This is a genomic window from Vibrio tubiashii ATCC 19109 (genome assembly GCF_000772105.1).
In the GTDB taxonomy this organism is placed as follows: domain Bacteria; phylum Pseudomonadota; class Gammaproteobacteria; order Enterobacterales; family Vibrionaceae; genus Vibrio; species Vibrio tubiashii.
Map to the genome: position 1 here is coordinate 2,293,053 of NZ_CP009354.1, position 21,823 is coordinate 2,314,875.

A 21,823-nucleotide genomic window follows, 5' to 3' on the forward strand; every position below is an offset into this window, starting at 1 on the left:
CTGATCGGAAATAGAGGAAAGGGCGAACAGGCTCCCCACAAGCCTGAACGCCCTTTGGGGGTGTGATTTAACTACGAGAAGTTAGATCGCAGCTTTAACCGCTTTCGCTAGCTTTTGTGCTGCCTGTTGTGGATCCGCTTTGTCGTCATTGAAGAAGTTAGTAACGACGTCATAGATCGCGCCTTGAGCGTAGCTTGTAGTCGATAGACCATGCGCCATACTTGGCACTAGGTCACCTGACTTAGCACTCGCTTTGAAGGTCGCCATTGAGTCCAATGCACATTGGTCAAACTTCGACATGTCCATATCTAAACGTACTGGAATTGAACCTTTGTTTAGGTTGAACACTTCTTGGAAGTCTTTGGTTAGGATGGTGCGCGCTAGATCTTGCTGCGCTTTTTGGTTTGCTTTATCGCTCAGTTCAAAGAACGCAAAGCTATCAATGTTGAACGTGAACTGGCCGTTAGTACCTGGTGCTGGTGCACAGATGTAGTCTTTACCTGGGACTTTACCCGCAGCGGTAAACTCACCTTTCGCCCAGTCACCCATGATTTGCATTGCCGCTTCACCGTTGATGACCATTGAAGTGGCTACGTTCCAGTCACGGCCCGGAGAGTTGGCGTCAATGTAGTCGCGAATTTTCTTAAACTTAGTGAACACTTCAACCATTTTGTCGCCAGACAGTGTATCCATATCCAATTCAACAAATGCCTTGTTGTAATCTTCACTGCCTAGAACGTCTAGTGCTACTGCTTCAAATACCGTTGCGTCTTGCCATGGCTGACCACCGTGCGCTAAAGGCACGTAACCTGCTGCTTTAATTTTGTCTGCGGCTACGAAGAACTCATCAAGGGTTGTTGGTAGTTCTACGCCCGACTTCTTAAGTACTTCTGGGTTTGCCCAAATCCAGTTTACACGGTGAACGTTAACAGGAACCGCTACATACTCGCCGTCAAACTTCATCACTTTAGTTACAACGGAAGGAAGGATTTCATCCCATTTCTCTTGCTGACCCGTGCTGTCTAGTGACGTTAGGAAGCCAAGACCGCCCCACTCTTGAATATCATGACCTTTGATCTGCGCTGCAGACGGTGGGTTACCTGATACGGCACGCGTTTTCAGTACAGTCATTGCCGACTCACCGCCGCCACCAGCAACCGCGAAATCTTTCCAAGTATGGTTTTGCTGCTCTAGCATATCTTTAAGTACAGCGGCAGACTTTGCTTCGCCACCCGCTGTCCACCAGTGAAGAACTTCAACTTCACCAGCGTTAGCAAAATTAGCAGCAGAAAGTAGAGAGAGGGTAAGTAGGGTTTTATTAAGTTTCATTATTATCTTCCATGTATTGGATTAGACATTCAGGCCAACTGCTTAATGACCCCAAGCGTTCTTGCTTGTACATAAGGGAGTCTATCCAATTAGAATTTTTTGATTGAAACAAACCGTAAAACCAATGTAACAACAATGTTACATTACACCTCAAGACTCGGTGGGATAAAGACTTGCGCTCTTAAGCCTCTATTTGGCAAGTTGTCAATAATGAGATCTCCGCCATGTCCATGGAGGATATTGCGGCAAATTCCTAAGCCTAAACCATGCCCATCTTCATCATTTGCCAAGCGATAATAAGGCTCAAACACGGCTTCTAGCTTTTCTTCAGGAATACCAGGGCCATGATCACAGATGACCACTGTTATCCATTCATCATCAACCATGACGTTCACTTCAGCACGTTGACCATACTTGACCGCATTCTCAATCAAATTGCTTAGCACACGTTTCATCGCAAGTGGCTTAGCGACAATCGGATCCATCTCTTTTGGCTTAAACTCGACTTGGGTTTGATACTGGTTATAAGGTTCCGCGACGCTTTGTATCATTTCACTTAAATCAATATAGGCGTTGTTTTCATGCAGATCGGTATCACGGACACATTGCAGAGCCCCTTTCACCATCATCTCTAACTCATCAAGGTCACGATTGAACTTCTCGCGTTTGGTATCACTTTCCAGAAGCTCAGCGCGCAGCCTCAAACGTGTGATAGGCGTTTTTAAATCATGTGAAATGGCCGAGAAAAGATGTTCACGATCGGCAACATAGCGTCGGATTCGTTGCTGCATACGATTAAATGCTCGGGTGGCAGTGATAAGCTCACTTGCCCCCTCTTCTTGCAGCGGCGCCTGTTCAATATCCATACTCATTTCATTGGCGGCCTTGGCTAATCGCTTAAGTGGCTTGACTTGGCGGCGAACCAATAGATAGGTCAGAGCAAGCAAAATCGTAGTCGAGAAAATCAGAAACAGAATCTGCTCACGGCCAATTAAGGTGTCATCTAGCGTAACGTAAGGCGCTGGCAGCAGAGCCGCTATGTAAACCCACTCATGCGAGGCAAGCTCGATCTGCACCACTAAGATTGGCGGGTCGATAGGATTTAACGTCAGGGTATGGTGCGCCCATGATTTTGGTAGATCATGCAGATAGATATCGTTTTTCAGTAAACGTAGGTTATCTGGATGGGAGAAATCGACAGAGATACTTTCTGCTTTGCGCAGTTTGTTTTGCAATACCCCTTCAATCGCCTCAATTGATGCCAGTTTCAACGGCGTATCTTCGATTGGTTCTACAATGAGTTGCTCTTTATTGAAAGAAACGAAAAAGCGTGTTCCGCCCATATTACGGATTTGGTCCAGCACGATATGGCGGTAGCGAACAGGCAGAGATTGAAAAAAGGTCACTGTAGACGCGAACATGTTGGCCATGCTTTCTGAAGCGTCCCGAATCCCTGCCAGCTCTTTGTGTTTCGATTCCGTATACCAGATGCTGGTAGCAACTCCTTGCGCGAGAATGACTGCCAGTAAGGTTAAGCCTAATGTTCGGCTGACTAATGAGTTGGGCTTAAACTGTCGAAACCAGTTCCAAACTCTAGCTCTCATAGCTCACCGGTACTGCCAACAAATAGCCATTACCACGCATCGTTTTAATATAATGAGGGAACTTGGCACTATCACCCAGTCGCTGTCTTAATCGACTGAGCTGAACATCTATCCCACGTTCAAATGGGAGCGCTTCACGCCCACGAGTCGCAAAAGAGATGGTATCGCGATCTAACACTTCATTAGGACGCTTGAGAAACAGCATCAACAAAGCGAAATCACTCCCTGATAGATCATGCGATTGGTGGGTTTCCAAGTGAGTAATTCGGTGCGCTAACGGATCAAGCTGCCAGTCACCAAACACTATCGACTTAGCATTGGCGCTAGCTGGGATCTCTTCCGTTACATTGACGCGGCGCAAAACCGCTTTGATACGTGCGTTAAGGTGTCGAGGGTTAAATGGCTTGGCGATATAGTCATCTGCACCGATCTCTAGACCAATAATCTGGTCAGTATCATCAGACACCGCAGTGAGCATAATAATAGGCACAGACGAGTGACGGCGCACTTGCTGGCACAGGGTAAACCCATCATCTCCAGGTAGCATCACATCGAGTAAAATCAGGTCTGGATAGCCTTGCTGCTCTATATAGGCTTTCATTTGCTCACCATCATTAACGGCCGAAACCTGATAGCTTTGCTTGGTCAGATACTCTTCCAATAACTCACAAATTTCTTGATCGTCATCGACAACGAGAATTTTAGCTGACATACCCTTACCTATTACTGCTCTGTATTGATAGAGCGAGTGTAATCACTTCTTATAGTCGTAATGAATGAAGATTCCAAAGAATTTGAACCTCTTGCGGACACACATCACATCTTATTAACAAAATAACAATTAACCATCATTCAAAGGCGCTCGAGGTTATATAGCCGAAAGATTGATCTAGTTGAACAACATGAAATCAAGCAGAGCAGTCAAGCGAGGTCAAAAGGATTTGGACGTTGCGCTAGAGTGAGGGCACCTTGGAAATGCGTAAACATAAATAAGCATTCATTCACAAACCAAGGCATGCCTCTGGGCTTATTTCTATAACAAGGTAAAAACGCTCACAATACCGATCAAAGAAAATAAGCAAGTACGGCCTATTAGGCCAAAGTTGGAAGGTTGAATCATTTCTTGGTGCTGCATAGGCTAGTCTCTCTTTTGTTACATAGTCATTACAATATGATGAAATTTAGAGACTTTCTCAATGCATACTTAGATTAAATTTTTATGACAACGATTAGCTTTATTTCCAAATTAATCAATAACCCTGAGTTTAACGCACACAATCTGGCTTTGGTCACTCTACGGGCAAGTCATTTCAACTATTATCAATACATCATAATTATAAATTCGACGTTAGGAGGCCATTTATGCGATCGCTCATAAAACGCTTTTCACTTCACCATATCTTTACCGCCCTAGCTGGCATTCCCTTAATCTTAGCTATGCTAATGGCCGTAGAGCTCGCCGTTTTTCAAAAGACCACCGTAGAACAGGCCAATCGCGATCAGGAGATCATCAAGTTGACACTGCTCTACGATAACTTGGCACATAACCTTGCCGTAGAACGAGGGTTAACGGCTGGGGTGCTTGGAAGTAAAGGCGCACAAGAGCAAGTCGCTAAGCTCAAAGAGCAGCGCAAAAATGCCGATCAGCACATCGCGGCATTTAACGCATTTAAACCTGAATATATCTCTTCAGAACTGGCGAATAATTTGAAACAGTCTTTGGCTACTCAGCTTGCGGATATCAATCAAATCCGCAACCAAGTTGACCAACTTTCACCTCAGCGCTCTCCATTCGCTTACTACTCCAATCTTAATCAGCTCGCGATCGACAATGCTGTTCTGCTGGTTTCTGGCGTGAGTAACTCTGAGATTATCAGACTAGGTAACTCTTTAACCTCAGTGATGGTTATTAAAGAAAGGGCCGGACAAGTTCGCGGCGCACTTAACGGGGCTTTTGCTCGTAAAAACTCCTCGCTTGGTCAGTACACCGCAATAGAGAATTATCTCAAGTCCGGTGAATACGCAGAAAGACTAGCGAGCCTAGCCATGCCAAGTGAGTTCTTAAACCAACTCGATAGAGCAAAAAACAGCCCAACTTGGAAACAGGTTGTTGATATTCAGAACCAATACTTAGGTCAGAAAGATCAACTAAAAAACCTACAAGGTCCTTCTGCTTTAGATTGGTTCGGTTTAGCCACGGAGAGAATCAAGCTGGTTAATAAAATACGTAATCAGCTAGCGACCACAATGACTGATGTAGTTTCAACTCAAGCAAGCTCTGCGCAGTGGTCACTCAGTATGATGATCGCTGCGATTGTCTGTTTAGGTGCTATTTTGGTCGGTGGACTGGTTACCAGCCTTTCAAGTATTAAGCACCGAGTAGGTGAACTCACTAGCAACTTAGCGAGTATGTCCAAATCTAACGACCTTAGCATGGTGCTGAGAGATGAAGGAAAAAATGAACTGTCGCAAATATCATCAAGTGTGAATGGCTTGGTTTCCAGCATTAAACGGTTGTTGATTAACGTCACCGAAACCAATGAGCACAGCCATCAGCGACTCGATCAAATGGTTCAAGGGGCCAATGACCTTGGAGACAGCAGTCGAGCAACCTCTGACAAATGTGGCAACATCGCTGCCGCCATGACTCAGCTCTCTCAATCAAGTCTAGAGATCGCCTCTTCTTCTGAGCGCGCATTAGAAGAAACGGAGCAAATGACCAATAAGGTGCTCACGTGTCAAAAGCAAAGCCAAGATTCTTATGAGATTGTGAAGGCCTTGGTCAATCAAATAGAGCAAACCCAAGAGTGTATGTCGCAGTTAGAGCAAGACGCACAAAGTGTCAGTAAAATTGTTGAAACGATTAATGGTATTTCCGAGCAAACCAACTTATTAGCATTGAACGCTGCCATTGAGGCTGCTCGCGCTGGTGAACATGGCCGCGGCTTTGCCGTTGTCTCTTCTGAAGTTAGAGATCTCGCTCAGCGCAGTAAAGAAGCAACCGAACACATCTCTCAGTTGCTTTCAAACATCACCAATAATACGCAAACTGCGGTGAGTAATATGGATAAAAGCCGAGAAGCGACCGACTCAACGTTCAACTCAGTTTCTGAAGTCACCAATAGCGTCTCTCAACTTGAAGTATTGATTGAAACGGTTAATGAACACATTACCAGTATCGCCAACTCTACGGTCGAGCAGTCTAAAGCCAGCGAAGCGGTCGACCAAGATGTCGATGTCCTCTCTGATATTGCGCAAAATACAGGGCAACTTGCCGATAGCATGAACCAAATTGTCACAAGCTATCGTCATGAAGTGAGTGAAGTGAGTGACCAATTAGAGAAGTTTAAGCTGGCATAATCGTTCAAAACAAAAACGCCAATCGGTTCACAAAGTACCGGTTGGCGTTTTATCTCTATTTAGAGAGTTAAACTCTAATCAAATATAAATTGAACCGCATCAACGTAGTTGCCTGTGGCCCATACGTTCATATCTTCAATTTCCTTACCTTCAGGTACATCGAACTTGCCTGTTTTCTTCGCGTAGGCATAGTGTTTAGAGCCATAAAATAGCACCGTACCATCGTGGTAGATAAAGGTAAGCGCGACAACATGATCGCCGCCCCAATAGAAGGTGCCATACGTCACTTCAACAGATGCCACTCGTTCCAGATCAACGGGAATTCCTAGCACGCCACCGTGACCACCTACCATCTCGTCTTCATCAGCCCCTAGGGCGTCGATCATCCAACTAGAGCGAACGAATAGTTCGTCATCTAGATTGAGTTCAGTAGCCTGTCCAGTTGGAAAACCATAAATTTTAGAACTTTCACTTTCTTCAGCAATATACGAACTTGAGCGATAGGTATTGTGCGTTAACCAGCTAGGCTCATACTTATCTGGCAGTGTTCCATCTTGGTTAATATTGCTCAGATAGAATGCATGTTGGTTCCAAATACGGGTCGCATTCTTCCATGGCTTATCGTCGTCGTCGGAGTTGTAAACATAAACACCATGATTGGTCGAGTATCTTTCGTCATAGTCATTCGCAACAATAACCAGCTCAGCATCATTGTCTCCGGCGAGGTCGGCCACCACAGGGAACTCCCACAAACTACCAGTTGAGTTTGCTATTTCAGCAAGCGCTAAACCACTACGACCATCAAGGATTCGTACTTTAGACTGGTCCTGAACAAGCACTTCGTCGATACCGTTGCCAGTGAAATCAAATGCCGAAACACCAATCTTGCCACTGGTCGAGTCATCATTTGGTACTGTCCATACAAGTTCACCATGACGGTTGTACATATCGACGGCATTGTAGCCGGCATAAACAATCCCAAGCGTTTCATTGCCCGCGGATTCGGTCAGCTCAAACTGTAGCGCTTCCACTAACCAACCTTTTGACCAAACATTGACTGCACTGATCGTTTTGCCTTTAGGCAATTGGAAATGCTCAGTTTTTTGCCAGAATGCGGCTCTCTTCGACCCAAACATTGTTGATGAGCCATCTGCATAGTAGAACTCAAGTGCCAATAGATGCTTTCCACCCCAGAAGTATTTACCGGAGGTAATGGCCACTTCCGTGACTTTACTGAGGTCGATCGGCGTATTGACGTGACCACCATCGCCACCGACCAAGTTGCCCTCATTAGTTCCAATTGCGTCAATGGCTAAACCTGAGTTCACGTATAGAAGCTGCTCGTCTTCAACGGCGAGTTTTGCACTTTTACGATGTTTAAATCCAAAGGTGTCTGACTGAGAGATTGCGGATGTATTGGGTTTACCCAAAAAGTTAGATACAGCCTGAACACCACCGCCTGGATTGCTTACATTGGTCACACTCCATTTAACAGAGCCGTCGTGCTCCAATACCGAGAATGAGCTTCTATCCGGCTCACTTGCCGTTCTTGGAATTGAAACGATCAATTCTGGACTCGCATCATCATCTAAATTTGCCACCGATGAGAACCAAGCACGATAAGGTGTTGGGTAAGACCAAACTTCGGCGCCATTCGCATCATATAATGACGTATCGGCGAAAACTTCTTGGATTCCATCGCCATCAGCATCTACTGGGATAGGGGCAGGACTCCAAGCGTATGAGAATTTTAATAAGCCTGTTTGGTAATTATATACGCCGTCAGCACCTAATATTTCCGCACTACCATCATTATCAATATCTGCAATAGCAAATTGACCAGCAGGATAGCCTGTCGAAATAATTTCTATCTGTTTTTTCTGGTGACCTTGATGATCAAGAATAGTGATGTAATTCGAGTCAATCGCGCCAGAAACAATCTCAATTTTTCCATCACCATCGAGATCAGCGGCAGCAACAGAATAACGAGGGTCAGCGAAAATTGACCCCTCACGATAATCCCACAATTCAGCCCCATCTTTACCACTTAACGCTCGAACTATGCCATTCTGGCTATAATTGGAGCCAGAAAATGTCGTAACAATAATATCGGCAATGTCTCTGTTATTAATTTTCCCATCACCGTTATCATCATTTAATTGAACGATCACTGGTGAAGACATAACTTGGTTATATTGCGGCATAAAGTCACTTTCTTGCCACGACCACGTTAGTTCTGGTTCTACTTCTGCATCTTTTGCAACAACACGCATTGAGCGCGGAGCGGAAAAGTCGATGATCTTGCCATTGTATGCAGTAACAGACTCAAGCTCTTGATTAGGCGTAAAGCCCTGAAAAACGGCAAGTCTATTGTATGACAGGTTGTCCCAGTCGCTGAGCATGACTGCTGTACCTGGAGCTGCATAAACATCAATATCATGCTGATATATGAATGCTGGTAACGAGTAACCTGAACGTTCACCAACCTTTAAACAATACTTTTCACCTGTTTCTAAACTAACAATACACCCTTCTCCTTCCGCAGCTTTTGCGAAAGCGGATGTTGCATTTAATGACACTAGCACAGTCGCCAATGAAATCAGTTTGCGCTCCATACGGTTTTTCCCTCTAGTTATTGGAGCGCTAAATATCTTCTTACAAATTGATAAGTTCAATAACTTATAAAGAAATCAACTGTTCAATAATGAGATATCTCATTATTAAAACAAATCTCAATAAGTCACGAGATTAATTAGGGACAAAAAAGTCTCTAATACGTGAAATTATAAACTTTAGAACTATTAAAAATAGAAAGAGGCGATTAGCGAAGCGAGAGGGTAATTCTGACAAAGTCACCATCTTCAAACTCGATATGGTGATCAAACAGAGATGAAGAATATATTGTGCGGAGGAAAGAGTGCTTCTCTCCGTGAGTGCCACGAAACAGCATCGAAATATTCGCGACTAAGCGATTACGATTATTGAAATGGGCATTGAGATCAGCAGAAAGCACACAAAGCAAGCACCCTTTGCTGTTGTGTTGTAAGTCGACAGCTTCAGGGCTTGAGACAAGCACTGTGGTGTTGAGCTCTTTTTCGAGCGTATTAACCAACAGCAAAAAGCTATCAAGGTGTGGCAGTTCATCCCCTTCTATGGGTGTCAGCAAATTGCCCAACATGGCTTCCATGTCCAGTCGCTGAGAACGCGCATGACTGACCAGCGATTTCACCTTCTTTTTGAAAGGCTTATATTTCTTGCTGTTGGCGGCTTTGTTTAGCCATGCAGAAAGAATATCGTTGATTTGAGAGCGAGATTTGCTACCTAAAACGATCGCAGTATGGTTAGTACGCAAATGGAGTAAAGCATGAAGAGCGAGCTCCGCCAGTAACGGCTCGAATTCAGGTTTAATTTTGGTATGGATACTGCGCATGTTCTCTGAGCGTAAGGTGCCAAGCTTGAGCTTAGTCTATTAGAATTTGTTAAAGGAACGACATGCTACCGAAAAGCCTTACGTAAGTACAGTATTCAATCGATGTCTGAGCAACTATTCACCAAACTTCAAGATTAAGCGTGAAGCGGAGTCTGAAGGCGTTTCTGCACAATACGCTTTGCCTTTTGGATCTGTGTGACTTTCGGGTGCATCGGGTCTTGCTTTATCAAGTTCTCGATAACAATCCCTACACTCACAGGAAATTGCTCTTTAAGCAACTCGATATTGCTGCTATCAGACACCTTAAACTTCAGCATGGCGTTAATAAAATGAGAGTGATGGTTGATAAAATAAGGCGCCTCTTTGGCCTTTATCGCTAAAGCATCAATCACACGACCTAACGACGCCTTTTCTGTCGCTTGCTGCATTGCTTGCGCCTTAACACTCAATATTGCTTCGGCTTTATCAAGCACAATGCAGCTAATCGTCATCGCAATATCTTTCTTGCTTGAATTGAGTAGCCTTAGCTCATTCAACCAAGTTCTGGCTAAGTCTAAGCAGCCAATATGAAGTGCTACTGCAAGTAGAGCAAACTTGCGATGTTCTAGCTTAGTTTGGTTGTACAGCAACTCAAGACGCTTTGGCGAGCAAACAGGATTCAATCCATTGACTTGCAGTAAGAGCTGATACAGGCCTTTTGAAAACTTATGGCTATCGATTAACTCATTCTCTTGAATAGCCAAAATTGCCTTTAGAGACGTTTTCAATGTCGCCGGATTCATTTTGTTGCGTGTTTTGATGGCAATAAGTGCTTCGAGAAACAGTCTCAGTTCCTCAATAAACACCAACTCTTCGTCATCTAGCACCGAGTCATAGTCAATTTTGGCGAGAAACATCGACGCTTTTCGATAGTCCGAGAGCATAATACATAGCATCACGCACTTAAGTGTTAGATGCACAATATGTGGGTAGCGGATTGAAAGCTTGATCATTACCCTAACCGCTTTGTCTAAATCACAATCAAGCAATGAATGACGAGCGGTGATCTGCGAAACCAAAGGGTCATCAGGATAGCCAAGAAGCTCATATTCGTGAGCTAAGGTTAGCGCTTCCACCTCATTTCCCAGTTCATTATGAAGCGAAATCTGTTTTACAAGTGGCCAACGATGCTTTACTTGTTTGCTTAGCTGCTTAAGAACAAGTAAAGCTGAGTCATATTTATTCTGTTTTACGTAACAATCAACAACGACTTTGTGAAAGTCTAGCCACTCAATCCCCTTACGCTTTGACTGTCGGTTGCAAATTTCAATCACGTCATCATATAAACCAATTTCGAGCTTCTTATGCACAGTCGCCAAAATCGAGCGTTTAATTAAGCTGCTAGCAATAAGGTGCTTAAACTGATTGTAGTTAAAAGGGTGACCAAGAATATTGTCCGGCTCTAACTCCTCTGCCCCTCGGCTTTGTTCATCATCGCCACTGTTGGCAATCACAACAAATGAGCAGTCACGCGAGTAAGCTCGGCTTTGCTGATACAAGTAGTGATATTTAGGGCCGACTATTTTTTTCTTACTCGCGTAAGAACAGATGATCAGATCAAAGCGATGCTGGTTAACAAGCTGCTTAAAGGTCATGACATTTTGTGCCTTGTGCAACTTATCTTCTGCACCACCCATTTTTTTCAGCATGTTTTTTATCGACGAGGACAACATACTGTTCTCTTCCACGATAAGTATTCGCTTGTCACTTAAATCTTTTTTGTCCGCCATCTAACTACATCTGTCATCTAATTTTCGATTGGAAGCTAAAAGGCTGACATATTAAAGCCTATCACTAGCCGCAGAATTAGATACATGAGCCTAAACGCTGTTACAAATTAATCATTATAAAAATCCATTTTATGCTTATATATCAAACAATTACTGACAAAAACAAACCTTTATAAACATTCACAAAACCAAACCTAAAACAGCAGACATTCATTAAAGAGATGTACATTGAACGATACTTGAGCAAACAACTGAAAAATAAGAGCATTCACGTATCAACATTGACTCGATATCAAGCGCTGAAAATGGCGGTAATCGACTACCTAATGACGTGAGAAAGACAAGTTGGAAAGCACCAAAACGAAAAAACCCGACAACTCTATGAGCTATCGGGTTTCTAGAATAAATGGCACGCCCTGTAGGATTCGAACCTACGACCACATCCTTAGAAGGGACGTGCTCTATCCAGCTGAGCTAAGGGCGCGCTACAGGGAAAGGATTATACGAGTTCGAATTCTTAAAACAAGGGCTTTTAGTAACATTATGATCTGACTGACTAAAAAAAGGTCACAGAATTCTATTTTGATTAAAAACACCACAAAGCAAACGTTTGCTTATAGATGTTCGTCAAATAATTTGCGACAATGCGCTGCAAATAATTCGCCATTCTTATTAAAGGAAAGTCATGACCGCTCAAAATATTGATGGAACTCTAATTTCCCAAACTGTTCGCTCAGAAGTTGCTGCCCGCGTAAAAGCTCGTAAAGAAGCTGGCTTGCGTGCTCCTGGCCTAGCAGTGGTTCTTGTCGGCGAAGATCCGGCTTCTCAAGTTTATGTCGGCAGTAAGCGTCGTGCATGTGAAGAAGTTGGCTTTGTCTCAAAATCTTTTGACCTTCCTGCAACGACGACAGAAGAAGAGCTACTGGCTCTTATTGATGAGCTAAACGGTGACGCTGAGATCGACGGGATTCTTGTTCAGCTACCGCTTCCTGCTGGTATTGATGCGACACATGTCCTTGAGCGTATTCACCCTGAAAAAGACGTCGATGGTTTCCACCCATACAACGTAGGTCGTTTGGCTCAACGTATTCCTAAACTCCGCTCTTGTACGCCTAAAGGCATTATCACTCTACTAGAGCGCTACAACATCAACCTACGTGGTATGCATGCGGTTGTTGTAGGTGCGTCAAACATTGTCGGCCGCCCTATGACGCTTGAGCTACTATTGGCAGGCTGCACGACCACAACCTGTCACCGATTCACTAAAGACTTAGAAGGTCATGTTCGCCAAGCTGACTTAGTTGTGGTTGCAGTAGGTAAACCAAACTTTATTCCTGGCAATTGGATCAAAGAAGGTGCAGTAGTGGTCGATGTGGGTATTAACCGCTTAGATTCAGGCAAGCTAGTTGGTGATGTTGATTATGACAACGCAAAAGAGCGCGCAAGCTTTATTACCCCAGTACCAGGCGGTGTGGGACCAATGACGGTAGCAAGCCTAATTGAGAACACCATGCTTGCTTGTGAGCAGTTTCATACTAAGAAGTAGTACTAAGACGCCATAAATAATCAAAGGGCAGATATCGAGTGATATCTGCCCTTTTTGTTTTGGGTAACTGGATAACTAAAGTTGTTCCGCTGTGGTTAATAAGTCCCGTCTAGTTTTCCATAGGGCGAAGCCCGTTCCCGAAGGACGAAGTCCGCCCTCGCCTCTTAAAGGCTAAGAATCACACCAGCAATTGATGCGCTCATTAGGTTTGCCATGACACCTGCCGCAATGGCGCGGAAGCCGTATTTGGAAATGAATGGACGCTTTTCAGGCACTAGGCTTCCTAAGCCACCGATGAGCATAGCCATAGTTGAGATGTTAGCAAAGCCGCACAGTGCAAAGGTTACGATAGCTTGTGAGTGCTCACTTAGTTGTGCTTTGACATCCATTAATTGGATAAAGGCGACAAACTCGTTCACAACAATTTTATTACCGATTAACGAACCTGCAGTGATTGCTTCATTCCAAGGAATGCCGAGTAGCCACGCCACTGGCGCGAACAGGTAGCCAAGGATTAGCTCAAAACTCAGCTCTACTCCAACTAGACTGCCAACCCACCCTAGCATGCCGTTAAGCATCGCTATCACACTGATAAAGGCAAGTAAGGTTGCGCCAACAGCGACGGCAATGCGTAAACCAGACATTGCGCCGTCAGCCATGGCTTCAACGACGTTGGTCGCTTTCGGCATCTCGGCATTATCAAGCTCAGTGCTTGGGCTGATGGTTTCCGTTTCAGGTACTAAGATCTTTGCCATCAGTAAACCTGCCGGAGCCGACATAAACGCCGCGGCAATCAGGTAGTTGAGATCCACACCTAGCGACGCGTAACCAACTAAGGTGCCACCAGCGACGGAAGCAAGACCACCACACATAACAGCGAAAAACTGCGAGTCCGTCATCTGTTTTAAGTACGGTTTTACCACTAGCGGTGCTTCAATCATGCCGACAAAAATGTTTGCTGTTGCAGACAAAGACTCAGCACGACCAATACCCAATAGCTTTTGCAGCCCACCACCAATGAGGTTGATCACTTTTGGCATAAGCCCAATGTGGTACAAGCCAGAAATCAGCGCCGAGAAAAAGATGATGATGCCAAGAACGTTGATTGCAAACGTAAAGCCACCTGTTGCCAAGCCGCCAAACAAGAAAGCGATACCTTCTTGACCATAGTTAATAAGGTTGGAGACGGCGCCTGTCACGCTGTTCAGCGCTTCTTTGCCTGCTGGTACGTACAACACCAATAGCGCAAAGGTAATTTGCAATGCAAACGCGAGCGATACTGTTCTAAAATTAATTTTCTTTCTATTTGTAGAGAGCAGCCAAGCGGTAAATAGAATGGCTACAACACCAAGAATTGAGTTCATAACATGAATCCGACAGAAGGGGGAACAAGAATGGCGTCGGAGTCTAGCCATCTAAAAATGAGATGCAAGTCACAGTTGTTAACTGGATGTATTCTGCATAGCTTAAAAAACCACCACACAGATAACTCATTGATAGTTAAGCATATAAACGTTTGCTTATTACTATATTTTCCAAATGGAAATTATGTTTATGGAGTACGAAAAAGTATTCTTGCCAAGATGCCGCAGTCAGGGCCTTTGAATATAGGGCGCTAGTTTCTTATCCCAATGGCACGGGTTGCCAATTTTCTGCTTTATAAAATCGATCACGGCTACCGTCTTCTTAGGTAAGAAACGACGACTTGGATAGACTGCGTAAAATGGCATGCTCTGCGAAGCGTTCCAATCGGGAAACAGCTGGATAAGTTGCCCGGTTTTAAACTCATCACCAATAAGATAAGTCGCTAGATAAGCGATGCCCCACCCTGCAACCGCGGCATCACGTACCGCTTCTGCTAAGTCGACCGAATAATTCCCAGAGACTTTAATACTCAACTGTTCTTGAGGGCTGCTAAATGACCATCGTGTATAATCCCTTTCCCAGCTTCGATAAATCAGGCAATTATGCTCCGTCAGTTCACTTGGGTGACTTGGGGTTTGATGCTTAACTAAATAATCAGGAGAGGCTGCCACAACAAACTGCGAGTCCGCTAAGCGCTGAGCCACATAGCCTTCTGGAAGATGTTCATTGTTGGTAATCCACAGATCCAACCCCTCTTCTAGCATATCTACTTTGTAGTCGAACAAATGCACTTCAACCTGAAGATTAGGATATTGCTGGCGCAGTTCATCAATTGCAGGAATGATGTGCAAAGTACCAAAAGATTGCGACAAACCAATTTTCACTAGCCCTGCTACCTCATCACGCTGGCTTTCAACCTCTAGCTGAGCCTCCCCAACTATCGAAACCAACTGAGCACAATGTTTATAAAATTTTTGCCCAGCCTCGGTAGGCGTAAAGCTTCGCGTGGTACGTTGTACAAGCTTTACACCCAGCGATGATTCAAGCTGAGCTAATTGCTTACTCACATGAGATACCGAGACACCTAAGCTTTTAGCAGCCAAGGTAAAATTCTTATGTTTGAGCAAAGCGGCAAACACTACCATTTGCGCAGCACGTTCTGAAAGCACAGGATCTCCAAAAGAAAAAGGAGCTCAAGAGAGCTCCTTTTGATTAAATTGTTTGTCTACAACGTAATTCTATCAGCGAGATGACTGACAGCTAAAGCGAAGTAGTAAGAGCGATTCCACTTCATCAGTACATTGTAGTTGTTGTAAACCAGATAGACTCGCCCGTTGGCATTGTCTGGCGCGGTCAACCATGCATCCACATCCACTTGTGGCAGTGAACTGCCATCGTATCTAGTGATGCCAAGTTGATTCCATTCCGCTAGGGTTTTCTCTTTACCTTCAACACGGCCTTCTAGGTCCATGTCAAAACCTTGCGGTAGCTTAACCTGACGTCCCCAAGTGAACTTGTCATTCCAACCAGATTGACTCAGATAATTAGCGGCTGAAGCAAATACATCCGCTTCTGTATTCCAAATGTCTTTCTTACCATCACCGCTTCCGTCAGCAGCATAAGAAAGGAACGAGCTTGGCATAAACTGACATTGCCCCATCGCCCCGGCCCAAGAGCCTTTAAAGTCGCCGACTGAGATATGTCCTTCTTGCAAGATTTGCAGCGCGGCCATGGTTTCTTTGCGGAAAAAGGCTTCTCGGCGACCGTCGTAAGCGAGCGTCGATAGTGCATCGATCACTGGGTAGTTACCAGTGAACTTACCAAAGTTACTCTCAACTCCCCAAAGCGCTACAATAAAACGTGGCTGTACACCGTATTCTTCACCAATTCGGCTTAACTCAGCATAGTGCTCTTTGTATAGCGCTTTCGCTTGTTTTACCTTCCAATCAGGGACTGCACGAGGAATGTACTCATCCAGTGTTAACTTCTTTTCCGGTTGGTTCTTATCCGCTTTTACAGCACGAGGCTTATGAGTCACATTGTCAAAAGCCTGATTGATAATTTGCTCCGAAATACCATTGGTTCGAGCTTCTTGTTTTAAGCCTTCAACATATTGCTCAAAACTGACCTCATTCGCATAAATAGAGGTAGAGAGTGTTAATCCTAGAACGACTGACAGTAGTTTTTTCACATTGCCCTCCTTGAGCAATAGAAACCAACAATCTAATTATTATTTACTCTTCAGATTGCTGACGAGCTTGTTTTTGCTCTTTATATTCATCGAGTAGGTTTTTTGGTGGCGGTGGCAACTGCAAGAAAAAGCCATCATCTATTAAAGACTGTTTTACTTTCTCGACATCAACTTGTGCCAGTGTGCGCCCTTCCATTTTGACCACCATAACCATAATAGGTTTGCCAAACATCTGCATTAAAGTGTCAGGAACTTGTGAAAAATCATCCTTTTTCGGGATATATAAGTAAGCGCCTTCTTTTTTAGAACTTTTGTAAATTGCACAAAGCATTGGAAGCCTTTTGTCCGTTTAATCGTTGGAACGTCAATGTTTCGCTATTTTTTCAAGCAAAACACTCAATTGAGCGCAAGATAACTTGCTGTGCTTATTCTGGGAATATAACATGACACCCCTAGTCTCAGGCAACGCCCTTAAGAGGTTGTAAGTAAAAGATGTCACAGACCCCAGACCTAAAAGGCAGCAGCTTTACTTTGTCAGTTTTGCACCTTTCTGACAACAATATTGATAAAACTATTCATTTCCTACAAGAAAAGGTAGAACAAGCGCCGGCATTTTTTGCTCATGCACCTGTTGTCATCAATATTTCAAAAGTCGATGGTGACATTGACTTTATGAGACTGAAAGAAGGTATTTCCCAAGCTGGTATGATTCCGGTAGGCGTCACAGGATGCAAAGACAAGCGAACACAAAACTTAGCTTCTGAAGCAAAGTTTGCCGTGATGTCGGCAAGTAAATCGCCAGCTCAAGCTCCTGCGAAAATGGCACCAACCAAAATCATTCGTACTCCGGTGCGTTCTGGGCAGCAGATATATGCCAAGGACAGCGATCTTGTGGTACTCAATCATGTTAGCGAGGGAGCTGAGGTCATTGCAGATGGATCTATTCATATCCACGGTACTCTACGCGGCCGCGCGATAGCAGGGGCGAGTGGAAACACTGGCGCAGTCATAATCTGCAATAAGCTCAATGCCGAACTTATGTCGATCGCAGGACACTACTGGCTCACTGAGCAGTTCGCCGACGAGTTCTGGCAGCAAAAAGTTATGTTCAGCTTGCAAAACGACTCACTTAAGTTCGAGTTGTTAACGATTTAATCTTATAAGGAACACATAATGGCACGCGTTATTGTTGTCACTTCAGGTAAAGGTGGTGTGGGTAAAACCACTTCAAGCGCCGCAATCGCTTCAGGCCTTGCTGTAAAAGGAAAGAAAACGGCAGTTATCGATTTCGATATTGGTTTGCGTAACCTAGATCTTATCATGGGCTGTGAACGCCGCGTGGTTTACGACTTCGTCAACGTAATCAACGGCGAAGCGACATTGAACCAAGCGATGATCAAAGACAAGCGCACAGAGAACCTATTCATTCTCCCTGCCTCTCAAACTCGCGATAAAGATGCACTGACGAAAGAAGGCGTTCGTCGCATCTTAGATGAATTAGACGAAATGGGCTTTGACTTTATTATCTGCGATTCTCCAGCAGGCATCGAGCAAGGTGCATTAATGGCGCTATACTTTGCAGATGAAGCGATAGTTACCACTAACCCTGAAGTTTCTTCTGTACGCGACTCTGACCGCATTCTGGGCATCTTAGACTCTAAGTCTCGCCGAGCAGAAGAAGGTTTAGAACCAGTGAAGCAGCACCTACTGCTAACGCGCTACAACCCAGCGCGAGTGAACCAAGGTGAGATGCTAAGCGTCGAAGACGTTGAAGAGATTCTACATATCTCTCTACTGGGTGTTATCCCTGAGAGCCAAGCGGTACTGAATGCTTCGAACAAAGGCGTGCCAGTCATTTTTGACGAGCAGTCTGACGCAGGTATGGCATACAACGACACCGTTGAGCGCCTGCTAGGTCAGCAAGTGGATTTCCGCTTCCTGACTGAACAGAAGAAAGGAATCTTTAAACGACTATTCGGAGGCTAAATGTCATTACTTGAGTTTTTCCGTCCCCAGAAAAAAAGCTCTGCAAATTTAGCCAAAGAGCGTCTACAGATTATTGTTGCCGAGCGCCGTAGCCAAGGTGACCCTGCACCGTCTTACTTACCACAGCTAAAAGAAGATATTCTTAAGGTGATCAGTAAGTACGTCGCTGTCGACCCTTCTATGGTTGATTTGTCATTCGAGCACAAAGATGACGACATCTCGGTACTAGAGCTCAACGTTAAGTTACCAGAAGACGAGAGCTAGAGAGCTAGAGAGCTAGAGAGCTAGAGAGCTAGAGAGCTAGAGAGCTAGAGAGCTAGAGAGCTAGAGAGCTAGAGAGCTAGAGAGCTAGAGAGCTAGAGAGCTAGAGAGCTAGAGAGCTAGAGAGCTAGAGAGCTAGAGAGCTAGAGAGCTAGAGAGCTAGAGAAGTTTCGAGGGTTGATGTGAGAGCATCAACCCTTTTTATTTGTGAACGCTTCGCTTATGGATGCGGGGTGCGGGAACGGACTTCGTCCTACGGAGAACTGGAGAACTGGAAAACTGGAAAAAATTTGCGGGGTTAGAAGCAACTAGCAACTCTTGTTCATTAAATTATTTTGTCATCCTCAAGAGCGAGGCACGAGCGAATTGGGGATCTCTTGAACCCAAAGAGATTACCTACTCACACCTTCGTCGTTCTATGGAATGACAGAGAACTGGAGAAAGTTTGCTAGGTTAGAACCAACTGACAACTCTTGTTCACTAAATTATTTTGTCATCCTCAAGAGTGAGGCACGAGCGAGTTGGGGATCTCTTGAAGCAAGTCGAATACCCAAAGAGATTCCCTACTCACTTCTTCGTCGTTCTATCAAATGACAGAGAGCTGGATAACTATTTATAGATTCAACACTCGTTTTCTAGCAGGGCGAAGCCCGATCCCGCTTTCCAAAAGCGCAGCGTTCCAGATTCCCGAGGACGAAGTCCGTTCCCTTTCTTACACCTTGAATTGATTAACAAGATGTTTCAGAGATTCAGCCTTCTGCTCTAGAGTTTGAGCAGAGCTCGCGGCCAAGTTAGCTTGTTCATTGGCAGCAACAGACACTTCAGACACGCTTTCAACGTTCTTTGAGACTTCCCCGCTGGCTACTGATTGCTGTTCGGCAGCCGCCGCAATACTATCGATCATATTAGCCACGGTTTGCGCCCCATCGACAATCTCATCAAGGCTGACCCCAGCTCTTTTGACTAACTCTAGTCCTTCAGTGACTTGTGTCGCCCCTACCTCCATGCGTTCAACCGCAAGTGAGGTTTCGTTTTGAATCGCTTCAATCGATTGTCCGATCTCTTTCGTTGCTGATGTGGTTCTATCTGCCAATGCACGAACTTCATCTGCAACTACAGCAAAACCTCGCCCAGCTTCACCAGCTCGTGCAGCTTCTATTGCCGCATTAAGTGCCAACAAATTCGTTTGCTCAGCAATTTCATTAATCACGCTGATAATTTCGCCAATTTCAGAACCGCGTTTTCCTAGTTCTGCAACGCTATTCGAAGACGCTGTAACCGCCTCATTGATGGCGTTCATTCCCTCAATGGTATTTTGAACAACTTCACCACCTGAGTTAGCGGTAACACCTGCAGCTTGTGCATTTGCCGTGGCTTCTGAAGATTTCGTCGCCACCTCTTGAATGCTGTGGCTCATCTGTTCAATAGATGATGAAATATGAGCAATCTTCTCAGATTGAACCCCTAACTCATGTGACATGTTCGTATTGGCCTGCGTGATCGACATTGTGCCGTCAACTACCTCGTCCGTAGTGCGCAATACTTCGAGAATCGCCCCATTGGTTTTTTTCACAGCCTGATTGTAGCTAGCGGCCATCGCGCCTAATTCATCTTTAGAATCGATATCGATAGTATTGGTTAAATCCCCCTCGGCTAAACGCTCAAGACCGGTTGCTACTTGTCTAACCGGGACAGTTATCGCTTTAAGCACCACCCAAGCAATTACAGAACCTAAACCAATCGCTATCAACGTACCAAGCATTAAAGTCGTTTCTGTTGTTTTAGCAGCCGACTCGGCCGCCGCTTGACGCTCATCCATCAAGCCATCTTCCATTGCAACAAACTCAGCAATTTGGCTACGAAATTGATCGAAATAGACCTTGCCTCGCGCTTCACCGACAAGCTTTGCCATATCATTCATCGTTTTGGCGTCACCAATCTCTCGTCTCAAATTGATGATGGGGGTAACAACCTCAGCTTGCCATTCACTGATGGTCTCGTTCATCTCTTCTAACAGCTTAACTTGCTGAGGGTTATCGCTGACGGTTTGTTTAAGTTTAAACATCAGTTGCTTAAACTTTCCACTGCCTTGGTTATACGGGGTGAGAAAATCATCTCTGCCCGCGAGCAGATAACCGCGCATTCCGGTTTCCATATCAACAGCGGCCGCAAGAACGTCTTGGGCAGAAGCCATCACTTTATAGGTATGGTTGACCCAATCTGTAGATTCACTGAGTTGGGAAAACGAACTAAGCAGCTCTTCTGTTTCTGACTTTTCTAAATAACCTTGCTCATTCAAGGTGACAAGGGAGAAAACACTGTTATCAAACTTATCTTTATTGTTTTTTTGTCGCTGCTCTAAGAGCTGAACCTCACGCTCCGTAAACAAAGCAATTTGTCCGCGAAACTTATCGAAATAGACTTTTCCGCGCGCCTCCCCGACGAGGTCTGACACATCATCCATGGTTTTAGCGTGCCCAATCTCACGCCTAAGTTCGATGATAGGTTCAGTGACATTGACTCGCCAATCATTGATCGTTTGTTCAATATCCTCTAAACGCTTGACCTGAACTGGGTTGTCATTAACCGTGCTCTTAAGCTCAGCCACCAGCTTAGTGAATCTCTGTTGACCATTCAGGTAAGGAGCTAAAAAGTCCTCCTTACCTGCGAGAAGAAACCCACGCATACCTGTTTCCATATCCACAGCAGCCGCTTCAATCCTCATCGCCTGCTGAATAACATTGTGAGTATGGTCAACCATGGCATTAGTTTGGACCTGGGAACGTGAACTTGTGATTGCAACAAAGGCCAAAAACACGAGGAGAATGAGCGGAGCCCCTGTACCTAGCGCGATTTTGAACCTTAAGGGAATATTATTAAAATTCATGGTTCTATCCTTGACGAGTAATCTTCTTCCATATGGAGCGTTACTTAACTATAGGTATAGACATAAATAAAAAGTTTATCGAACAATTAACCCTA

16 protein-coding genes and 1 tRNA gene are annotated in these 21,823 nt (G+C 44.7%); 5 read left to right on the plus strand and 12 right to left on the minus strand.

Going from position 1 to position 21,823, the window contains the following annotated elements; genetic code table 11:
• Positions 1–81 precede the first annotated feature (81 nt).
• The 3 genes from IX91_RS10320 to IX91_RS10330 form a co-directional block, all read right to left on the minus strand.
• The gene (locus tag IX91_RS10320; RefSeq protein ID WP_004748526.1) at positions 82–1,329 is read right to left on the minus strand and encodes an ABC transporter substrate-binding protein; all 1,248 of its coding nucleotides are present in this window, start codon (positions 1,327–1,329) and stop codon (positions 82–84) included.
• 143 nt (positions 1,330–1,472) lie between these two features.
• On the minus strand, positions 1,473–2,933 hold the full coding sequence (locus tag IX91_RS10325) for an ATP-binding protein (RefSeq protein WP_004748524.1): 1,461 nt from the start codon (positions 2,931–2,933) through the stop codon (positions 1,473–1,475).
• Entirely contained in the window at positions 2,923–3,645 is a 723-nt protein-coding gene (locus IX91_RS10330; protein ID WP_004748522.1) for a response regulator, read from the minus strand. Before IX91_RS10330 ends, IX91_RS10325 begins: the two co-directional genes overlap by 11 nt.
• A 650-nt stretch (positions 3,646–4,295) precedes the next feature.
• On the opposite strand from IX91_RS10330, the gene IX91_RS10335 reads away from it, so the two are divergent.
• The gene (locus IX91_RS10335; protein WP_004748519.1) at positions 4,296–6,293 is read left to right on the plus strand and encodes a methyl-accepting chemotaxis protein; all 1,998 of its coding nucleotides are present in this window, start codon (positions 4,296–4,298) and stop codon (positions 6,291–6,293) included.
• Between the two features lie 74 nt (positions 6,294–6,367).
• Here IX91_RS10335 and IX91_RS10340 read toward each other — a convergent pair whose 3' ends face one another.
• The 4 genes from IX91_RS10340 to IX91_RS10355 form a co-directional block, all read right to left on the minus strand.
• Positions 6,368–8,908 (minus strand): beta-prism lectin domain-containing protein, encoded by a 2,541-nt coding sequence (locus IX91_RS10340; RefSeq protein ID WP_004748518.1) that lies wholly within the window; start codon positions 8,906–8,908, stop codon positions 6,368–6,370.
• A gap of 206 nt (positions 8,909–9,114) precedes the next feature.
• Positions 9,115–9,723 (minus strand): DUF2913 family protein, encoded by a 609-nt coding sequence (locus tag IX91_RS10345; RefSeq protein ID WP_004748517.1) that lies wholly within the window; start codon positions 9,721–9,723, stop codon positions 9,115–9,117.
• A gap of 134 nt (positions 9,724–9,857) precedes the next feature.
• On the minus strand, positions 9,858–11,492 hold the full coding sequence (locus IX91_RS10350) for a response regulator (RefSeq protein WP_004749652.1): 1,635 nt from the start codon (positions 11,490–11,492) through the stop codon (positions 9,858–9,860).
• Between the two features lie 407 nt (positions 11,493–11,899).
• Positions 11,900–11,976 (minus strand) — tRNA-Arg (locus tag IX91_RS10355).
• A gap of 201 nt (positions 11,977–12,177) precedes the next feature.
• On the opposite strand from IX91_RS10355, the gene folD reads away from it, so the two are divergent.
• Complete coding sequence (gene folD, locus IX91_RS10360) at positions 12,178–13,038, plus strand: bifunctional methylenetetrahydrofolate dehydrogenase/methenyltetrahydrofolate cyclohydrolase FolD (protein ID WP_004748512.1); 861 nt, start codon at positions 12,178–12,180, stop codon at positions 13,036–13,038.
• A gap of 164 nt (positions 13,039–13,202) precedes the next feature.
• On the opposite strand, the gene IX91_RS10365 is transcribed toward folD, so the two are convergent.
• From IX91_RS10365 to IX91_RS10380, 4 genes are all read right to left on the minus strand, one after another.
• Entirely contained in the window at positions 13,203–14,402 is a 1,200-nt protein-coding gene (locus IX91_RS10365; RefSeq protein ID WP_004748510.1) for a NupC/NupG family nucleoside CNT transporter, read from the minus strand.
• A 228-nt stretch (positions 14,403–14,630) separates the two neighbouring features.
• Positions 14,631–15,572, minus strand: a complete 942-nt coding sequence (locus IX91_RS10370) for a LysR family transcriptional regulator (RefSeq protein WP_004748509.1) — start codon at positions 15,570–15,572, stop codon at positions 14,631–14,633.
• A 56-nt stretch (positions 15,573–15,628) separates the two neighbouring features.
• A complete protein-coding gene (locus tag IX91_RS10375; RefSeq protein ID WP_004748508.1) occupies positions 15,629–16,594 on the minus strand; it encodes a lytic murein transglycosylase in 966 nt (321 codons plus the stop codon).
• Between the two features lie 43 nt (positions 16,595–16,637).
• Positions 16,638–16,925, minus strand: coding sequence for a YcgL domain-containing protein (locus IX91_RS10380; protein WP_004748507.1), 288 nt, complete (start codon positions 16,923–16,925; stop codon positions 16,638–16,640).
• 161 nt (positions 16,926–17,086) lie between these two features.
• Here IX91_RS10380 and minC point away from each other — a divergent pair, with 161 nt between their 5' ends.
• From minC to minE, 3 genes are read left to right on the plus strand one after another with little or no spacing between them, the layout of a single operon-like run.
• Positions 17,087–17,749, plus strand: coding sequence for a septum site-determining protein MinC (gene minC, locus IX91_RS10385; RefSeq protein ID WP_004748506.1), 663 nt, complete (start codon positions 17,087–17,089; stop codon positions 17,747–17,749).
• An 18-nt stretch (positions 17,750–17,767) separates the two neighbouring features.
• Positions 17,768–18,580, plus strand: a complete 813-nt coding sequence (minD, locus tag IX91_RS10390) for a septum site-determining protein MinD (protein ID WP_004748505.1) — start codon at positions 17,768–17,770, stop codon at positions 18,578–18,580.
• The gene (gene minE, locus IX91_RS10395) at positions 18,581–18,844 is read left to right on the plus strand and encodes a cell division topological specificity factor MinE (RefSeq protein ID WP_004748503.1); all 264 of its coding nucleotides are present in this window, start codon (positions 18,581–18,583) and stop codon (positions 18,842–18,844) included.
• 709 nt (positions 18,845–19,553) lie between these two features.
• Here minE and IX91_RS10400 read toward each other — a convergent pair.
• On the minus strand, positions 19,554–21,728 hold the full coding sequence (locus IX91_RS10400) for a CHASE3 domain-containing protein (protein ID WP_004748500.1): 2,175 nt from the start codon (positions 21,726–21,728) through the stop codon (positions 19,554–19,556).
• Positions 21,729–21,823: the final 95 nt, after the last annotated feature.

Excerpts from the sequence above, each read along its gene's own strand:
- minD (WP_004748505.1), top strand. The coding sequence starts at position 17,768 with ATGGCACGCGTTATTGTTGTCACTTCAGGTAAAGGTGGTGTGGGTAAA.
- IX91_RS10365 (WP_004748510.1), bottom strand. The coding sequence starts at position 14,402 with ATGAACTCAATTCTTGGTGTTGTAGCCATTCTATTTACCGCTTGGCTG.
- minC (WP_004748506.1), top strand. The coding sequence starts at position 17,087 with ATGTCACAGACCCCAGACCTAAAAGGCAGCAGCTTTACTTTGTCAGTT.
- IX91_RS10380 (WP_004748507.1), bottom strand. The coding sequence starts at position 16,925 with ATGCTTTGTGCAATTTACAAAAGTTCTAAAAAAGAAGGCGCTTACTTA.
- IX91_RS10340 (WP_004748518.1), bottom strand. The coding sequence starts at position 8,908 with ATGGAGCGCAAACTGATTTCATTGGCGACTGTGCTAGTGTCATTAAAT.
- IX91_RS10350 (WP_004749652.1), bottom strand. The coding sequence starts at position 11,492 with ATGGCGGACAAAAAAGATTTAAGTGACAAGCGAATACTTATCGTGGAA.
- folD (WP_004748512.1), top strand. The coding sequence starts at position 12,178 with ATGACCGCTCAAAATATTGATGGAACTCTAATTTCCCAAACTGTTCGC.
- IX91_RS10325 (WP_004748524.1), bottom strand. The coding sequence starts at position 2,933 with ATGAGAGCTAGAGTTTGGAACTGGTTTCGACAGTTTAAGCCCAACTCA.
- IX91_RS10330 (WP_004748522.1), bottom strand. The coding sequence starts at position 3,645 with ATGTCAGCTAAAATTCTCGTTGTCGATGACGATCAAGAAATTTGTGAG.
- minE (WP_004748503.1), top strand. The coding sequence starts at position 18,581 with ATGTCATTACTTGAGTTTTTCCGTCCCCAGAAAAAAAGCTCTGCAAAT.
- IX91_RS10345 (WP_004748517.1), bottom strand. The coding sequence starts at position 9,723 with ATGCGCAGTATCCATACCAAAATTAAACCTGAATTCGAGCCGTTACTG.
- IX91_RS10320 (WP_004748526.1), bottom strand. The coding sequence starts at position 1,329 with ATGAAACTTAATAAAACCCTACTTACCCTCTCTCTACTTTCTGCTGCT.
- IX91_RS10400 (WP_004748500.1), bottom strand. The coding sequence starts at position 21,728 with ATGAATTTTAATAATATTCCCTTAAGGTTCAAAATCGCGCTAGGTACA.
- IX91_RS10335 (WP_004748519.1), top strand. The coding sequence starts at position 4,296 with ATGCGATCGCTCATAAAACGCTTTTCACTTCACCATATCTTTACCGCC.